17 protein-coding genes are annotated in these 15,098 nt (G+C 68.0%); all 17 read left to right on the forward strand.

Annotation, left to right across the window (positions count from 1 at the left end):
• Window positions 1-123: flagellin (locus tag H4O10_RS06775; RefSeq protein ID WP_253189396.1), on the forward strand; the 123-nt coding region annotated here is incomplete at its 5' end.
• Between the two features lie 215 nt (window positions 124-338).
• Window positions 339-1,691 (forward strand): flagellar filament capping protein FliD, encoded by a 1,353-nt coding sequence (gene fliD, locus H4O10_RS06780; RefSeq protein WP_049460612.1) that lies wholly within the window; start codon window positions 339-341, stop codon window positions 1,689-1,691.
• Between the two features lie 130 nt (window positions 1,692-1,821).
• The gene (fliS, locus tag H4O10_RS06785) at window positions 1,822-2,241 is read left to right on the forward strand and encodes a flagellar export chaperone FliS (RefSeq protein ID WP_049460610.1); all 420 of its coding nucleotides are present in this window, start codon (window positions 1,822-1,824) and stop codon (window positions 2,239-2,241) included.
• A complete protein-coding gene (locus tag H4O10_RS06790) occupies window positions 2,241-2,540 on the forward strand; it encodes a hypothetical protein (protein ID WP_049461874.1) in 300 nt (99 codons plus the stop codon). The genes fliS and H4O10_RS06790 overlap by 1 nt, the downstream gene beginning before the upstream one ends.
• A complete protein-coding gene (locus H4O10_RS06795) occupies window positions 2,537-3,115 on the forward strand; it encodes a PilZ domain-containing protein (protein ID WP_049460606.1) in 579 nt (192 codons plus the stop codon). Before H4O10_RS06790 ends, H4O10_RS06795 begins: the two co-directional genes overlap by 4 nt.
• A 91-nt stretch (window positions 3,116-3,206) precedes the next feature.
• On the forward strand, window positions 3,207-3,839 hold the full coding sequence (locus tag H4O10_RS06800; RefSeq protein ID WP_049460605.1) for a response regulator transcription factor: 633 nt from the start codon (window positions 3,207-3,209) through the stop codon (window positions 3,837-3,839).
• 329 nt (window positions 3,840-4,168) lie between these two features.
• Entirely contained in the window at window positions 4,169-5,578 is a 1,410-nt protein-coding gene (gene rpoN, locus H4O10_RS06805) for an RNA polymerase factor sigma-54 (RefSeq protein ID WP_049460602.1), read from the forward strand.
• A 14-nt stretch (window positions 5,579-5,592) separates the two neighbouring features.
• The gene (locus H4O10_RS06810; protein ID WP_049460600.1) at window positions 5,593-5,970 is read left to right on the forward strand and encodes a response regulator transcription factor; all 378 of its coding nucleotides are present in this window, start codon (window positions 5,593-5,595) and stop codon (window positions 5,968-5,970) included.
• Window positions 5,967-7,475 (forward strand): sigma-54 dependent transcriptional regulator, encoded by a 1,509-nt coding sequence (locus H4O10_RS06815; RefSeq protein WP_049460598.1) that lies wholly within the window; start codon window positions 5,967-5,969, stop codon window positions 7,473-7,475. Before H4O10_RS06810 ends, H4O10_RS06815 begins: the two co-directional genes overlap by 4 nt.
• Window positions 7,476-7,661: 186 nt before the next feature.
• Window positions 7,662-8,078 (forward strand): hypothetical protein, encoded by a 417-nt coding sequence (locus H4O10_RS06820; protein WP_049460596.1) that lies wholly within the window; start codon window positions 7,662-7,664, stop codon window positions 8,076-8,078.
• Window positions 8,079-8,413: 335 nt separating this feature from the next.
• Window positions 8,414-8,779, forward strand: a complete 366-nt coding sequence (fliE, locus tag H4O10_RS06825) for a flagellar hook-basal body complex protein FliE (protein ID WP_005409552.1) — start codon at window positions 8,414-8,416, stop codon at window positions 8,777-8,779.
• A 13-nt stretch (window positions 8,780-8,792) separates the two neighbouring features.
• Window positions 8,793-10,439, forward strand: coding sequence for a flagellar basal-body MS-ring/collar protein FliF (gene fliF, locus H4O10_RS06830; protein WP_049460594.1), 1,647 nt, complete (start codon window positions 8,793-8,795; stop codon window positions 10,437-10,439).
• Between the two features lie 7 nt (window positions 10,440-10,446).
• Window positions 10,447-11,433, forward strand: a complete 987-nt coding sequence (gene fliG, locus H4O10_RS06835; RefSeq protein WP_024958226.1) for a flagellar motor switch protein FliG — start codon at window positions 10,447-10,449, stop codon at window positions 11,431-11,433.
• Complete coding sequence (locus H4O10_RS06840) at window positions 11,430-12,071, forward strand: FliH/SctL family protein (protein ID WP_049460592.1); 642 nt, start codon at window positions 11,430-11,432, stop codon at window positions 12,069-12,071. Before fliG ends, H4O10_RS06840 begins: the two co-directional genes overlap by 4 nt.
• On the forward strand, window positions 12,068-13,453 hold the full coding sequence (locus H4O10_RS06845; protein ID WP_049460591.1) for a FliI/YscN family ATPase: 1,386 nt from the start codon (window positions 12,068-12,070) through the stop codon (window positions 13,451-13,453). The genes H4O10_RS06840 and H4O10_RS06845 overlap by 4 nt, the downstream gene beginning before the upstream one ends.
• Before the next feature lie 3 nt (window positions 13,454-13,456).
• Window positions 13,457-13,924 carry a flagellar export protein FliJ gene (gene fliJ / locus H4O10_RS06850; protein WP_005413256.1) on the forward strand — a complete coding sequence of 156 codons (468 nt, stop codon included), beginning with the start codon at window positions 13,457-13,459 and terminating at the stop codon, window positions 13,922-13,924.
• Window positions 13,924-15,087, forward strand: a complete 1,164-nt coding sequence (locus tag H4O10_RS06855) for a flagellar hook-length control protein FliK (protein ID WP_012480108.1) — start codon at window positions 13,924-13,926, stop codon at window positions 15,085-15,087. The genes fliJ and H4O10_RS06855 overlap by 1 nt, the downstream gene beginning before the upstream one ends.
• Window positions 15,088-15,098: the final 11 nt, after the last annotated feature.

The raw sequence follows: 15,098 nt of genomic DNA on the forward strand, positions 1-15,098 counted from the left end.
ACCGACTACGCCAAGGAAACCGCTGAACTGACCCGCACGCAGATCCTGCAGCAGGCCGGTACCGCGATGCTGGCCCAGGCCAACCAGTCGCCGTCCAGCGTGATGAGCCTGCTGCAGGGCTGATCCCCCGCACCGGTTCAGGCAGTACAGAAAGGCCGCCTTCGGGCGGCCTTTCTGCGTCTGTGACCGCGGCCGGCGTCCAGCGCCCCCCCCGGCTGGCACAGGCCTTGCAGCGGCGCATGCATCGGCGCACGCATGTGCGCTCAAGCTTCCATTCCGGCGGCCGATAGCCATTGCAACGGCAGTGGCTTCGCCCGCCCACAGCACAAGGACTTCTCATGGCCATCGGCACCATCGGTACCGGTCTCGACATCCCCACCCTGGTTGCGCAGCTGGTTGCCAAGGAGCGCGAGCCGCAGGAAAACCAGATCAACGCGCTGGGCACGGCGGCGACCTCGAAGCTGTCGGCCATCAGCACCATCAAGAGTGGCCTGTCCAATCTGCAGACCGCGCTGGCCGCTTTGGTCAAGAGTGCCGACAACCCCGGCTACAAGACCACCCTGGGCACCGATGTCACCTTCACCGCCGCCGTCGATACCGGCGACAACGCCACCAGCCCGGTGGCCGGCACCCACCAGGTGCAGGTGCAGCAGCTGGCACAGAACCAGAAGCTCAGCTCCAAGGCATTCGACAAGGATGCGGCGATCGGCGGCGGTAAATTGACGATCGGCTACGGCGACACCAGCCTGGACGTGGACATTGCCGCCGACAGCAAGCTGGCCGACGTGGCCAAGGCGATCAACAAGGCCTCCGGCGGCAAGGGCGTGGTCGCCTCGGTGGTGACCGCCGACGATGGCCAGCACCTGGTACTGACCGCGGTGGATTCCGGCGAAGCCGGCGCGATCACGGTCACCCCGTCCGGCGGCAACGGCACCCTGGATGACCTGGCTTACGACGGCACCGCCTCCTCGAAGATGGAAGTGATGGTGGAAGCCAAGGACGCGATCGTGATCGTGGACGGCTTCACCCGTACCTCCAGCTCCAACACCATTTCCGACCTGGTGCCGGGCGTCACGCTCACGCTGACCAAGGCCAACCCGGACGTGAAGCAGACCCTGACCGTCGGCCGCGACAACAGCGCGCTGAAGGCCAACCTGACCGCCTTCGTGACTGCCTACAACGCGATCAACACGCAGCTGAAGTCCGCCACCGCCTACAACAGCACGACCAATACGGCCTCGGCACTGACTGGCGATGCCATGGTGCGTGGCCTGCAGCAGCAGCTACGCGGGCAGCTGAGCCCCAACGTGAATGAACTGAAGGCGCTGGGCATCACCCTGGCCACCGACGGCACCTTGACGCTGGACAGCACCAAACTGGACGCGGCCATCGCCAAGGACCCCGAATCGGTCGCCAACATGTTCGGCGCCGACGGCAAGGTCGGCAAGTCGATGACCGACATGCTGAAGAGCAACCTGGACGCCACCACCGGCACCATCACCCAGCGCACCAACACGCTGAACAAGCAGATCAAGGATCTGGAAAAGCGCCTGGACGATCTGGATGCGCGCATGGAACAGGTGTCCACCCGCTACACCAAGCAGTTCACCTCGATGGAGTCGCTGGTCAGCCAGATGCAGACCACCAGCGACTACCTGACCCAGCAGCTGGCCAAGAAGACCAGCAGCTGAACCCGCACGGCGGCGCTCAAGTTTGGCGCCGCCGGCGCCGATACAAACAGCAACACAATGCAGGGCCCGTGGCGGGCCCTGATGCCACCGACAGGCCATGCGCCGGGTGGCCAACCAGGAGACTCATTCAATGTACGGTTCCAGCCGTCAGTACGCAGAGCAGTACCGCAAGGTCGGGGTGAACACCGCCGTGTCCGACGCCGACCCGCACAAGTTGGTTGCACTGCTGCTGACCGGAGCGTGCGAACGCATCCGCCTGGCCGAAGCCTGCATCGAGCGCAACGACCAGGCGCGCAAGGGCAAGGCCATCGGCGAGGCCTGCGCCATCGTCGGCCACCTCAATGGTTCGCTGGACCATGAGGCCGGCGGCGAGATCGCCGGCAATCTGTCGGCGCTGTACGACTACGTGCAGCAGCGCCTGACCGAAGCCAACCTGCACAACGATGTGGTGGCCCTGCAGGAAGCCCTGCAGCTGCTGACCGAGATCGACGCGGCCTGGAATGCGATTCCGCAGGACCAGCGCCAGCGCGCCGCCGGGGCTCCTGCCTGATGGACGCCGTGCTTGCCCCGCTGCACGCCGAACTGGACGCCCTAGACGCTGCGCTGACCACCGTTTCGGGCGAAGACTGCGCCGCGCTGCTGGGCCAGTACGATGCCAACCTGCGCAAGGCCATGGACGTGCACGGTGCGATCCTGGGCGCCGATGCGCTGCAGGGCCTGCTGCAGCACCAGCACGACCTGAGCGCGCGCATGCGCCTGCTGCGCGATGAAGCGGCCAGCCACCTGCAGCAGGGCCGCACCTCCCTTCGCGCAGCCCATGCATACCTGCAGGCAGAATCGCTGGCATGACCCTGCTGCCGACCACCTCGCTGCACCACCCGGCCGAAAGCGAGCTGTTCGACGAAACGCTCAGCTGCGAACTGGCCCTGCCTGCCGAGTACCAGGCCGGCAGCGCGCTGGGCCGTACCGGCAATGCCGAAGCCCTGCTGCGCAGCCTGGCCCTGGTGGAAGACAGCAGAGTTGACGAGCACGAGGAGCGCAGCGAAGCCACCCTGCAGCTGCAGCGCCTGGAAGCCAAGCTGGACCTGACCATGGTGCTGCTGGGCCGGCTGGTGCGCCAGCAGGGCCACGACCTGCCCCTGCGCCCGGTACGCTGGTCGCGCCGCGGCATCCGCCTGCAGCTGGGCCCGCGCAGCGGCGCCAGCCCGGGCCAGGCCGGCGTCGTCCGCCTGCAGCCCAGCGACTGGCTGCCCGACCATATCGACCTGCCGGTGGAAGTGGTGGCCGAAGCCGCCGACGGCAGCGGCGGCCACTTCCTGTGGCTGCGCTTCAGTCATCTGGGCGATGGCCTGGAAATGGCCATGGAACGCCACCTTTTCCGTCTACACCGTCGACAGGTTGCCGAAGCGCGCCGGGCGCGCTGAACGCCGTCACCGTAGTGCGTGGCCGACGGGCCTTGGCGGGCCCGTTCAGCTAAGTTAAGGTGGACTCCCCTCACGGACCTGCTGCGTGCCTGTGCGAGTTCTCATCGTCGACGATCACACTCTGGTTCGCGCCGGCCTGGCGCGGCTGTTGCAGGGGTTTGCCGACGTGCAGCTGGTGGCCGAAGCGAGCAACGCCGAACAGGCGCTGCAACTGGCCCTGCAGCATGCACCTGACGTGGTGCTGATGGATCTTTCCCTGCCCGGCCGCACCGGCCTGGAAGCGCTGAGCGACATCCGCCTGCGCGCACCCGGCACCCGGGTGGTGATGATGACCATGCATGACGACGCCGCCCATGTGCGCGATGCACTGGACCGCGGCGCCGTGGGTTTCGTGGTGAAGGATGCCGCGCCGCAGGAACTGGAACTGGCCCTGCGTGCCGCCCATGCCGGCCAGGTGTTCCTGAGCCCGCAGATCTCGGCCAAGATGCTGGCGCCCATGCTGGGCCGCGAAAAGCCCACCGGCATTGCCGCGCTGTCGCCGCGCCAGCGCGAGATCCTGCGGCAGATCGGCAAGGGCGAAAGCAACAAGGAAATCGCCGCCGACCTGGGCATCAGCGTGAAGACGGTGGAGACCCATCGCGCGCGCATGATGGAATCGCTGGGCTGCCGCCGCGCCAACGATCTGCTGCTGCTGGCCGCCCGCCACCAGCACGAGTTGGAATGATCGTCCGCCGGAAACCCCGCGCATTGCGCGTTGGTCGACCAACGGTCGACCCTACCGACCCGGGCCCTGCATCGGCGACGACTTCCCGTCACCCCGACAGACCCTGACAGGTTTCCGTACAGCCCGACCCACCTTTGCCCGGCTTTGCTCACCAGCAATCAACGATTTAGCCGCGGCCATCGTCAACTTCCCGCGCTTTCGTAGGGATTTCCCCTACAGCGTGTCGGGAACTCAACCAAGCGCCTCAGGAACCCCCCGATTCCGGACCTGCCGGATCAAAAGCAAGATGTGTTCCACAAGGCGCCGGGGAGCGGTGCCGGGGAACCACGATGAAGGCTGCACTCTCGACCCAGCTGGGCCAACAACTACACCTGACGCCGCAGCTGCTGCAGTCGATCCGCCTGCTGCAGCTCGATGGCCTGCACCTGGAACAGGAAATCCAGCGCCTGCTCGATTCCAATCCGCTGCTGGAAATCGAAGAAGCCGAGGCACCCGTTGCCGACGCCAGCGATGCCACCGCCACCACCCTGGAAACGGCGGCCTTCGATGAGCTGCCCGAATCGTCCATGTGGGACGTGGCCGGCACCAGCTGGCAGGACGGCGACGATGACCGCATGGCGCGCATTGCCGCCGGCGAATCCAGCGACCCGCAGCTGCGCGTGCTGCAGCGCCTGGCACTGGACCTGGACGACCGTGGCCTGGCCATCGCCGCGTTCTGGCTGGAACACTGCGATGACGCCGGCTACCTGCAGGCCCCGCTGGCCCAGCTGCACCTGCTGGCCAGCGCCCAGTTCGATGTCGACGCCGCAGGCGTGGAAGCCATCCGCCAGCAGCTGCTGCACGGCGAACCGGCCGGCATGGCCGCGCAGGACCTGCGCGAATGCCTGCTGGCCCAGCTGTACAGCCTGCAGGGTCTGGTACCGGGCCGGCACCTGGCCGGGCGCATCCTGGAAGGTGCGCTCGACGCCCTGGCCGCCCACGACTACCTGGCCCTGGCCCGCCAGCACGACGCTGAAGTGGACGACGTGCGTGAAGCGGTGCGCCTGATCCTGTCCCTGCAGCCGCGCCCGGGCGACAGCCTGCAGACCGACAGCAACGTGGCCGTGGTACCGGACGTGGTGGCCTGGCATACCGACGAGCAGTGGAAGGTGGCGTTGAACCCGGCCACCAGCCGCCGCGTGTCGATCAACAGCCAGTACGAACAGGCCCTGGCCGATACCGCCGATGCCGCCCCTGCCCTGCGCGAAATGCTGCAGGAAGCCCGCTGGTTCAGCCGCGGCCTGTCCATGCGCTACGACACCCTGCTGCGCACCGCGCGGGTGATCGTCGAACGCCAGGCCGCCTTCCTGGTCCGTGGCGACGAAGCCATGGCACCGCTGACCCTGAAGGAAGTGGCCGAAGAAATTGGTATGCACGAATCCACCGTTTCGCGCATCACCACCGGCAAGTACCTGCAGACCCCGCGCGGCACCTTCGAATTGAAGCACTTCTTCGCCGTGCGCCTGGAAGGTGCCAGCGTGTCCGGGCAGGCCGTGAAAGCCATGGTGCGCCGCCTGATCGACGCCGAGCCGGCCGGCCGCCCGCTGGCCGACGAGGCCATCGCCGGCCTGCTGTCGCGACAGGGGGTGAACATTGCCCGCCGAACCGTCGCAAAATACCGCGAACAACTGGATATCGCTCCGGCCCGCGAACGGCGCCGGATCAGCGCCAGGCAACCCCAGCTGGCCCGGGTGGGCTGAAAAGGATGTTGGACATGAACAAGCTCACAGTGCTGCTGGTCGATGACCATGAAGGTTTCATCAACGCCGCCATGCGTCATTTCCGCAAGATCGACTGGCTGCAGATCGTTGGCAGCGCCGGCAACGGCCTGGAAGCGATCGAGCGCTCGGAAAGCCTGCGCCCGCAGGTGGTGCTGATGGATCTGGCCATGCCGGAAATGGGCGGCCTGCAGGCCACCCGCCTGATCAAATCGCAGGATGATGCCCCGTACATCGTGATTGCCAGCCACTTCGACGACGTCGAGCACCGCGAACACGCGCTGCGCGCCGGCGCCGACAACTTCGTCAGCAAGCTGTCCTATATCCAGGAAGTCATGCCGATCCTGGAAGGCCTCAGGGAGGATAGATCGTGAGCGAATCGCGCATCCTGGTACTGGACAACGATGCCGTGCGCGCCGAGCGCACCGTTGCCCTGCTGGAATTCATGGATTTCAACCCGCGCTGGGTCTCCGACGCGGCCGATTTCGACCTGGGCCGCCAGCGCCAGAACGACTGGATGGCGGTGATCGTCGGCAGCCTGGACGAAAGCCCGGCCAGCACCGCGCTGTACGCGTGGCTTGGTGGCAGCAGCCTGCCGCCGCCGGTGCTGCTGGCCGATGGCGATGCCGCCACGTTCGCCCACCAGCATGGCCTGCACGAAGCCAACATCTGGCCGCTGGAAGCACCGCTGCGCCACGCGCAGATGGAAGCCCTGCTGCGACGTGCCAGCCTGAAGCGGCTGGATGCCGAGCACCAGGCCGGCGCCGTGCAGGACCAGGGCCCGACCGGCACCGGCCCGGCAGTGACCACCCTGCGCACCATGATCGAACAGGTGGCCGCCTTCGACACCACCGTGCTGGTGCTGGGCGAATCGGGCACCGGCAAGGAAGTCGTCTCGCGCGCCATCCACCAGCGCTCGCCGCGCCGTGACGGCCCGTTCGTTGCGATCAACTGTGGCGCCATTCCGGCCGACCTGCTGGAAAGCGAACTATTCGGTCACGAAAAGGGCGCCTTCACCGGCGCACTGACCGCGCGCAAGGGCCGTTTCGAAATGGCCGAGGGCGGCACCCTGCTGCTGGACGAAATCGGCGACATGAGCCTGCCGATGCAGGTGAAGCTGCTGCGCGTGCTGCAGGAACGCAGCTTCGAACGCGTGGGCGGCAACCAGACCATCCGCTGCAACGTGCGCGTGGTCGCCGCGACCCATCGGGATCTGGAAAGCCGCATTGCCGAAGGCAAGTTCCGCGAGGATCTGTTCTACCGCCTGAACGTGTTCCCGATCGACGTACCGGCCCTGCGCGAACGCCGCGAAGACCTGCCCGCGCTGGTGGAAACCATCGCCGCGCAGCTGGCCCGCACCGGCCGTGGCGAAGTGCGCTTCACCCCCGAGGCCCTGCAGGCGCTGGCCGGCTACGAATGGCCGGGCAACGTGCGCGAACTGACCAACCTGGTCGAGCGCCTGGCCGTGCTGCACCCGGGTGGCTCGGTGCGCGTGCAGGACCTGCCGGCCCGCTACCGTGGCGACGCCGCGCTGGCCCCGGTGGCGCCCGCCCCTGCCCCTACGCCGGTGGCCAGCAGCGAAGACCGCCTGGACCTGCGCAGCTTCTCCTTCCACACCCCCGGCAGCGGCGGCCAGCCGGCGCTGGAACACGGCATCGCAGTGAACCGCGCCAACGCCCCGGCGGCCCTGCCCGACGACGGCCTGGACCTGCGCAACCACATGGCCAGCATCGAACTGGGCCTGATCAACGAAGCCCTGGAACGCACCCAGGGCGTGGTTGCCCACGCCGCCCAACTGCTGGGCCTGCGCCGCACCACCCTGGTGGAAAAGCTGCGCAAGTACGGCATCGAACGCGAGCAGGCCGAACTGGCCGGCTGAACCGCGCCACCAGCATGAAGGGGGCACGAACGCCTGGGCTCGCCCGGGCGTTGGTGTTTTGGGCCCCTGGGCTCACATCCCCTTGCTGCGGAGCGGGATCTGAGCCCATTGCTTTTGCACGTTTTCCTAGAGACAACACCGCCGCAGTGCGGAGCATGGCGAGGACACCCCCAAGGAGGTTCCACCATGCATCGCCTTGCCCTGCTCGCCACCCTGCTCTGCCCGGCCCTGGCCACCGCGGCCAACTGCACGCTACCTGTCACGCTGGACCAGCGCCACTTCACCAACCTCAGCGATCCGTTGTATGCGCCGGACAATCCGAACGCCGGACGCATGGTGCAGGTCAGCTTCACCGGCAACCAGTACGTGCTGGATATCCTCGGCACCGACCTGCGCATCGGCGGCAGCTACCGCTACCAGCGCCTGGCCCCGCATATCGCGGAGATCCAGATGAGCGAAAGCCACCCGGCCGGCCCCGCACGCTACACCCTGCTGCTGACCTGCCTGAGCGACCGCCAGGGCCGCTTCATCTACACCCAGCACGACGGCCCCATCGCGCCGCGCCAGCGCCAGAATTCCGGCCACTGGACCCTGCAGCCGTAGGCCAGAAAACCGACGCCGGTTAAATGGCGCCTTCAATGGGGTCAGAGCCCGTTGCGTTGCAACGGGATCCGACCCCGTGCCGACCAACGGTCGGCACCCACCATCAGTAGCAGGTTTCAACAGATCGCGGCCACCTGTCGCCGGACCCAGCCCGCCACGCCACGGATAGCCCGATTTTGACGTTGACGTTGACGTTGATTCGGCGGGTGCAGGGCGCAGCCCTGCCAGCACACACACACCAGACCCTCACGTCACTGAATCGAAAACCGGTTTCGGCACGGCACTTGCACCTGCTCCAGCAGACAACCCCATCCCTGTTTCTGGAACCGTTGCAGATGTCCCACTCCGTCACTTCGATCCTTTCGCAGATCCGCTCCTATCAGACCCAGATGGGACAGCCGGCGCTCAACCCGCTGGGCGAAACGCCGCGCAGCAACGCCCTGCCGGGCACGGTGCTGGACGCGCCGCAGGCCCAGCCGGCCAGCTTCACCGAAACCCTGCGTGGTGCGATTGCCGGCGTCAACGATGCGCAGCAGAAGTCCGGCGCCCTCGCCAAGGCCTTTGAAATGGGCGACCCCAGCGCCGACCTGGCCAAGGTGATGGTCGCCTCGCAGCAGTCCCAGATCGCCTTCCGCGCCACCGTGGAAGTCCGCAACCGTCTCGTCCAGGCCTACCAGGACGTGATGAACATGCCGCTGTAAGGAACATTGACGCATGGCACTGACGCTCTCCAAGGACAGCCTGAACGCCGAGAAGGCCGGGCAATGGTTCGACCGCCTGCAGAGTCTGCAGATCACCCGTCGGCTGGGCCTGATGGCGATGATCGCGGTGGCGGTGGCGGCAGGCCTGTCCGTGTTCTTCTGGTCACAGAAGCCGGGCATGGTCCCGCTGTACACCGGCCTGGACCAGAAGGCGACCGCTGAGGCGACCGACCTGCTGCGCGCCGCGCAGATTCCGTTCGCGCTCGATCCGGCCACCGGTGGCATCACCGTCCCGGAAAAGAACCTGCACGACGCCCGCCTGAAGCTGGCCGGCTCCGGCCTGACCGACAGTGGCAAGCTCGGCTTCGAGCTGATGGAACGCGACCCGGGCTTCGGCGTCAGCCAGTTCGTGGAAAGCGCGCGCTACCAGCACGCGCTGGAAACCGAGCTGTCGCGCACCATCAACACGCTGCGCCCGGTACGTGATTCACGCGTGCATCTGGCCATTCCCAAGCCCAGCGCCTTCACCCGCCAGCGTGACGTGGCCAGCGCCTCGGTCACCCTGGAACTGCGGGGCGGCCAGCAGCTGGAACGCAGCCAGGTGGACGCCATCGTGCACATGGTCGCGGCCAGCATTCCGGACCTGGCGCCGGAACGGGTGACCGTGGTCGACCAGAGCGGGCGCATGCTCAGCATCACCGACCCGAACAGCGAGGCGGCGGTCAACGCCGCGCAGTTCGAGCAGGTGCGGCGCCAGGAAACCTCGTTCAACCAGCGCATCCGCGAGCTGCTGGAGCCGATGACCGGCCCCGGCCGCGTCAACCCGGAAGTGAGCGTGGACATGGACTTCTCGGTGACCGAGGAAGCCCGTGAGCTCTACAACGGTGAACCGCAGAAGCTGCGCAGCGAGCAGATGAGCGAGAACACCAGCAGCACGCCGGGTCCGCAGGGCGTGCCGGGTGCCACCAGCAACAGTCCGCCGGGCCAGCAGGCCGCGCCGGCCACCGCGCAGACCCCGACCGAAAGCAGCAAGAACGCCACCCGCAACTACGAGCTGGACCGCACCCTGCAGCACACCCGCCAGCCGGCCGGCCGCATCAAGCGCGTGTCGGTGGCGGTGCTGGTGGACAACGTGCCGCGCGCCGGCGCCAACGGCAAGATGAGCCCGCAGCCGCTGTCGGCCGCCGAACTGACCCGCGTCGAGGCGCTGGTCAAGCAGGCCGTCGGCTTCAACGCCGAGCGTGGCGACACCGTGTCGGTGATGAATGCCCCGTTCGTGCGCGAGACCACGCCCGAACAAGGCCCGGCCTGGTGGGAGCTGCCGTGGGTGCACGATGCCGGCCGCATGCTGCTGGGCGCGGTGGTGGTGCTGGCGCTGCTGTTCGGCGTGCTGCGTCCGGCGCTGCGCGCGATCACCGGCCAGAGCAGGAAGGCAGACGAGCAGGCGCTGGAGCCGCATACGGCGGATGTGCAGCTGGTCGATGACGATGGCATTGCGCTGCCAGCGCTGGGCACCGACCGGGCAAGCCTGGGCGGACCGGATGCGCTCGCACTGCCGGTGGATTCATATGAGGAACGACTGCGGATGGCGCGTGAAGCCGTGAAGACCGACTCCAAGCGCGTGGCCCAGGTGGTCAAAGGCTGGGTGGCCAATGACTGAGGCACAACTGACCGGAGTACAGCGCGCGGCCGTGCTGCTGCTTTCGCTGGGTGAGCTGGATGCGGCCGAAGTGCTGCGCCACATGGAACCCAAGGAAGTACAGAAGATCGGCATCGCCATGGCCACCATGACCGACATCACCCGCGAGCAGGTGGAGCGGGTGATGGACCAGTTCGGCCAGGAACTGGGCTCGAAGACCTCGCTGGGCGTGGGCTCGGATGACTACATCCGCAACATGCTGGTGCAGGCGCTGGGCAGCGAGAAGGCCGGCAACCTGATCGACCGCATCCTGCTCGGCCGCAACACCACCGGCCTGGACGCGCTGAAGTGGATGGACCCGCGTGCAGTGGCCGACCTGGTGCGCAACGAGCACCCGCAGATCATCGCCATCGTGATGGCGCACCTGGAAACCGACCAGGCCGCCGACGCGCTGAAGCTGCTGCCGGACCGTACCCGCGTGGATGTGCTGCTGCGCATCGCCACCCTCGACGGTATTCCGCCGAACGCGCTCAATGAACTCAACGAGATCATGGAGCGCCAGTTCGCCGGCAACCAGAACCTGAAGTCGTCGAACATCGGCGGCGTGCAGTGCGCGGCCAACATCCTGAACTTCATGGACAGCGGCCAGGACCAGGCAATCCTGGGCGAAATCGCGCGCATCGATGCGCCGTTGAGCAACCGCATCCAGGACCTGATGTTCGTGTTCGACGACCTGGTCGACCTGGACGATCGCGAGATGCAGCTGGTGCTGCGCGAGGTGAGCGGCGAGCGCCTGGGCCTGGCCCTGCGCGGCGCCGACATCAAGGTGCGCGACAAGATCACCCGCAACATGTCGCAGCGCGCGGCCGAGATCCTGCTGGAGGACATGGAAGCCCGCGGCCCGGTGCGCCTGTCCGACGTGGAAGGCGCACAGCGCGAGATCCTGGCGATCGTCAAGCGCATGGCCGATGAAGGCACCGTCACCATCGGTGGCAGCGCGGAGGCCATGCTGTGAGCAACGTCGTGCGCTGGCTTGCCCCGGACCTGCTGGCCCAGCCCGAACCGGTACTGGAGCAGGAGGGTGCGTTCGAACTCACCGAGCCGGATCCGGAACACGATCCGGAGCCGCCGCTGCAGCTGCCGACCCTTGAAGAGATCCAGGCGATCCAGGACAGCGCCGAGAAGGAAGGGTTCGAACAGGGCCATGCCGACGGCTACGGCCAGGGCCAGGCCGAAGTACGTCGCCTCGCCGCGCAGATCGAAGGGATCCTGGACAACTTCAGCCGGCCGCTGGTGCGGCTGGAGAACGAAGTGGTCGGTGCACTCGGCGAACTGGCGGTGCGCATCGCCGGCGCACTGGTCGGCCGCGCCTACGAAGCCGAGCCGGCACTGCTGGCGCAGCTGGTCGGCGAAGCGATCGACGCCGTGGGCGGCAGCACCCGCGAGGTTGAAGTGCGGCTGCACCCGGATGACATCGCTGCCCTCGCCCCGCTGCTGAACCTTTCACCGGTGCAGCGCCTGGTACCGGATACCAGCCTCAGCCGTGGCGACCTGCGCGTGCACGCCGAAGCCGTGCGCATCGACGGCACCCTGGAAGCCCGCCTGCGCGGGGCCCTGGATGCGGTGATCCGCCAGACCGGAGCCACCGCATGAGCGTCGGACCGCAAACCACTCCGCCGCCGGCCGACTGGGCCGTAGCCCGCAACCTGCGCCTGGCGCGGCGCCTGGATGGCCTGCGCGTGGACACCGCGCATGGTCGTGGCCTGATCCGCGAGGGCGTGTTGCGCCGTGCGGTCGGGCTCACCCTGGAGGCGGTCGGCTGCGAAGCGCCGCTGGGTGCCAGCTGCAAGGTGGAAGTGGTCGATGGTGGCTGGGTCGACGCCGAAGTGGTCGGCTTCGCCGGCGAGCGCACCTACCTGATGCCCAGCGCCGAACTGCATGGCCTGCTGCCCAATGCCCGGGTGGTGCCATCGGCGCGCCGGGGCGGCGTGGAAGTGGGCGAAGGCCTGCTCGGCCGCGTCATCGACAGCGACGGCGTGCCGCTGGATGGCAAGGGCCCGATCCGCGCCGAAGGCCATGTTGGCATGGCCGGCGTGTCGATCAATCCGCTGGCGCGTGAACCGATCACCCAGCCGCTGGACGTGGGCGTGCGCGCGATCAACGCGCTGCTGCCGATCGGCCGCGGCCAGCGTGTCGGCCTGTTCGCCGGCTCCGGCGTCGGCAAGTCGACGCTGCTGGGCATGATGACCCGCTACACCGCCGCCGACGTGATCGTGGTCGGCCTGATCGGTGAACGCGGCCGCGAAGTGCGCGATTTCGTCGAGACCACGCTGGGCGAGGAAGGCCTGCGCCGCGCCGTGGTGGTCGCCAGCCCTGCCGACCGGCCGCCGCTGGCGCGTCTGCATGGTGCCTACCGCTCCACCGCCATTGCCGAGTGGTTCCGCGACCAGGGCCTGAACGTGCTGCTGCTGATGGACTCGCTGACCCGCTTCGCCCAGGCGCAGCGCGAGATCGGCCTGTCGGTCGGCGAACCGCCGACCACCCGCGGCTATCCGCCGTCGGTGTTCGCCAAGCTGCCGGCACTGGTCGAACGCGCCGGCAATGGCGCCAAGGGCCGTGGCTCGATCACCGCGTTCTACACGGTGCTGACCGAAGGCGATGATCCGCAGGATCCGATCGCCGATGCCGCGCGCGCGATCCTCGACGGCCACATCCTGCTCTCGCGCCGCGTGGCCGACAGCGGCTTGTACCCGGCCATCGACGTCGAGTCGTCGGTCAGCCGCGTGGTCACGGAAATCGCCGACGAACCGTGGCGCCTGCGCATCCGCAAGTTGAAGCGACTGGTCTCGGCCTATTCGGCCAACCGGGACCTGATCGCGATCGGTGCTTACCAGCGCGGCAACGACGCGGCCACCGACGAAGCCCTGGAACGCTGGCCGGAAATCATGGAGTTCCTCGGCCAGGACGTTGCCAAGGCCGCAGATCTCCCTCACAGCCAGGCGGCGCTGCAGCGCCTGGTGGAACAAGAGAGTTAAGCCATGAATCAGTCCAAGCGCATTGATCCCCTGCTCAAGCGGGCCCAGGAACACGAGGACGCGGTTGCCCGCGACCTGGCCGAACGCCAGCGCGTGCTCGATACCCATCTATCGCGACTGGACGAACTGCGCCGCTACGCCGAGGAGTACGCCAACGCTCAGATGGCCGCCACCAGCCCGGCGCAGCTGCTGAACCGACGCGCTTTCCTCGACCGGTTGGACAGTGCCGTTGAACAGCAGCAGGCCACGGTCAATGGCAACCGCGAAAAGGTGGAAGCCGAGCGCGCCCGGCTGATCCTGGCCAGCCGTGACAAGGCCGTGCTGGAACAGCTTGCCGCCAGCTACCGGGCGCAGGAAAAAGTGGTGACCGACCGCCGCGACCAGCGCGAGATGGACGATATCGGTGCGCGCCGCGCGCGCCTGGTCCAGGCCGAAGACCAGGACGGCACCGAGCAGGGAGGTCGCTCGTGATGCCCTCCCCACTCGCCGGCAGTGCCAACCCTGTCACGCCGGCCACCAGCAACAGTGCGGCGCGCGGCCCGCGCAGCGAAGGCGGAAAGGACTTCAGCCAGCTGCTGCAGGACGGCGCGCCCTCTGCACCCGCCCCTGCCGGCAGCGCCACCACGCCGTCGCCATCCACGTCGAGCCAGCCGTCGACCACAGACAGCAGTGGCCAGGCACCAGGCGAACGCAGCGACGCCGAAGCGGTAACCGCTGAAGCGCCGCCGCTGCCGCCCGTTGCCGTGACCCCGGCTGCACCCGCTACCGACAAGGACAAGCCCGCCGCGACCGAAGACGCCCCTTGGCCGCCGCTCGGTCTGGCCGGCCTGGTGCTGGCGATGCCGACGCCCGTGGATGCGGCCGCTGCCCTGCCGACCACCGCTGCACCGTCGCAGGCCAGCGACGGCAGCGCACTGCCCGTTGCCCCTGCCGCGAACCCGGCACTGCCTGCAACCGCGCCAGCAGCGGCCACCGCAGCCGCAGCGACGGCCGACGGCAAACCGGCGGCGACCAGCGCGGACGATGCCAGCGCGCTGCCACTGCCGGAGATGATCCTGCCCGGCAAGCGCAGCGAGCGCGGCGAAGGCAGCGACGTGGCTGTCCTCGGCGACCGCGCCAGTGCACCACTGCTGCATGCACCGGCGGGGGCCGCCGTACAGGACCTGAAGGCGGCGCTCGCCACCGGCAACGCGATCTTCAATGGCGAACCCACACCGAAGCCCGTGCTGGGTGACGACGGCTTCGACCAGGCCATCGGCGCACGCCTGGGCTGGCTGGCCGACCAGAAAATCGGCCACGCCCACATCCGCCTGAGCCCGGACGACATGGGCCCGGTGGATGTTCGCCTGCAGTTGAACGGCGACAAGGTGCATGCCAGCTTCAGCAGCCCGCACGTGGACGTGCGACAGGCTCTGGAAAGCAGCCTGCCGCGCCTGCGCGAGCTGCTGGGCGAACAGGGCTTCCAGCTGGCACACGCTGATGTTGGCCACCAGGCCCCGGGGGGCGACGGCAATGCGTCGGGAGCATCTGGCAACGGTGGGACCGCCGGTGACGGAGAACCGTCGCCGGGCGACACCAACGTGTCGTCCGCACAGCTGATCCGCCAGCGCGGGTTGCTGGACGCCTACGCCTGACAGGCGTGCCA

It is taken from the genome of Stenotrophomonas sp. I18B00994 (assembly GCF_014145825.1).
Taxonomy (GTDB): domain Bacteria; phylum Pseudomonadota; class Gammaproteobacteria; order Xanthomonadales; family Xanthomonadaceae; genus Stenotrophomonas; species Stenotrophomonas maltophilia.

Coding starts and splice junctions, on each gene's coding strand:
- fliF (WP_049460594.1), top strand. CDS start 8,793: ATGGCACTGACGCTCTCCAAGGACAGCCTGAACGCCGAGAAGGCCGGG.
- H4O10_RS06845 (WP_049460591.1), top strand. CDS start 12,068: ATGAGCGTCGGACCGCAAACCACTCCGCCGCCGGCCGACTGGGCCGTA.
- fliD (WP_049460612.1), top strand. CDS start 339: ATGGCCATCGGCACCATCGGTACCGGTCTCGACATCCCCACCCTGGTT.
- H4O10_RS06795 (WP_049460606.1), top strand. CDS start 2,537: ATGACCCTGCTGCCGACCACCTCGCTGCACCACCCGGCCGAAAGCGAG.
- H4O10_RS06810 (WP_049460600.1), top strand. CDS start 5,593: ATGAACAAGCTCACAGTGCTGCTGGTCGATGACCATGAAGGTTTCATC.
- fliJ (WP_005413256.1), top strand. CDS start 13,457: ATGAATCAGTCCAAGCGCATTGATCCCCTGCTCAAGCGGGCCCAGGAA.
- H4O10_RS06855 (WP_012480108.1), top strand. CDS start 13,924: ATGCCCTCCCCACTCGCCGGCAGTGCCAACCCTGTCACGCCGGCCACC.
- fliS (WP_049460610.1), top strand. CDS start 1,822: ATGTACGGTTCCAGCCGTCAGTACGCAGAGCAGTACCGCAAGGTCGGG.
- fliE (WP_005409552.1), top strand. CDS start 8,414: ATGTCCCACTCCGTCACTTCGATCCTTTCGCAGATCCGCTCCTATCAG.
- H4O10_RS06820 (WP_049460596.1), top strand. CDS start 7,662: ATGCATCGCCTTGCCCTGCTCGCCACCCTGCTCTGCCCGGCCCTGGCC.
- H4O10_RS06790 (WP_049461874.1), top strand. CDS start 2,241: ATGGACGCCGTGCTTGCCCCGCTGCACGCCGAACTGGACGCCCTAGAC.
- rpoN (WP_049460602.1), top strand. CDS start 4,169: ATGAAGGCTGCACTCTCGACCCAGCTGGGCCAACAACTACACCTGACG.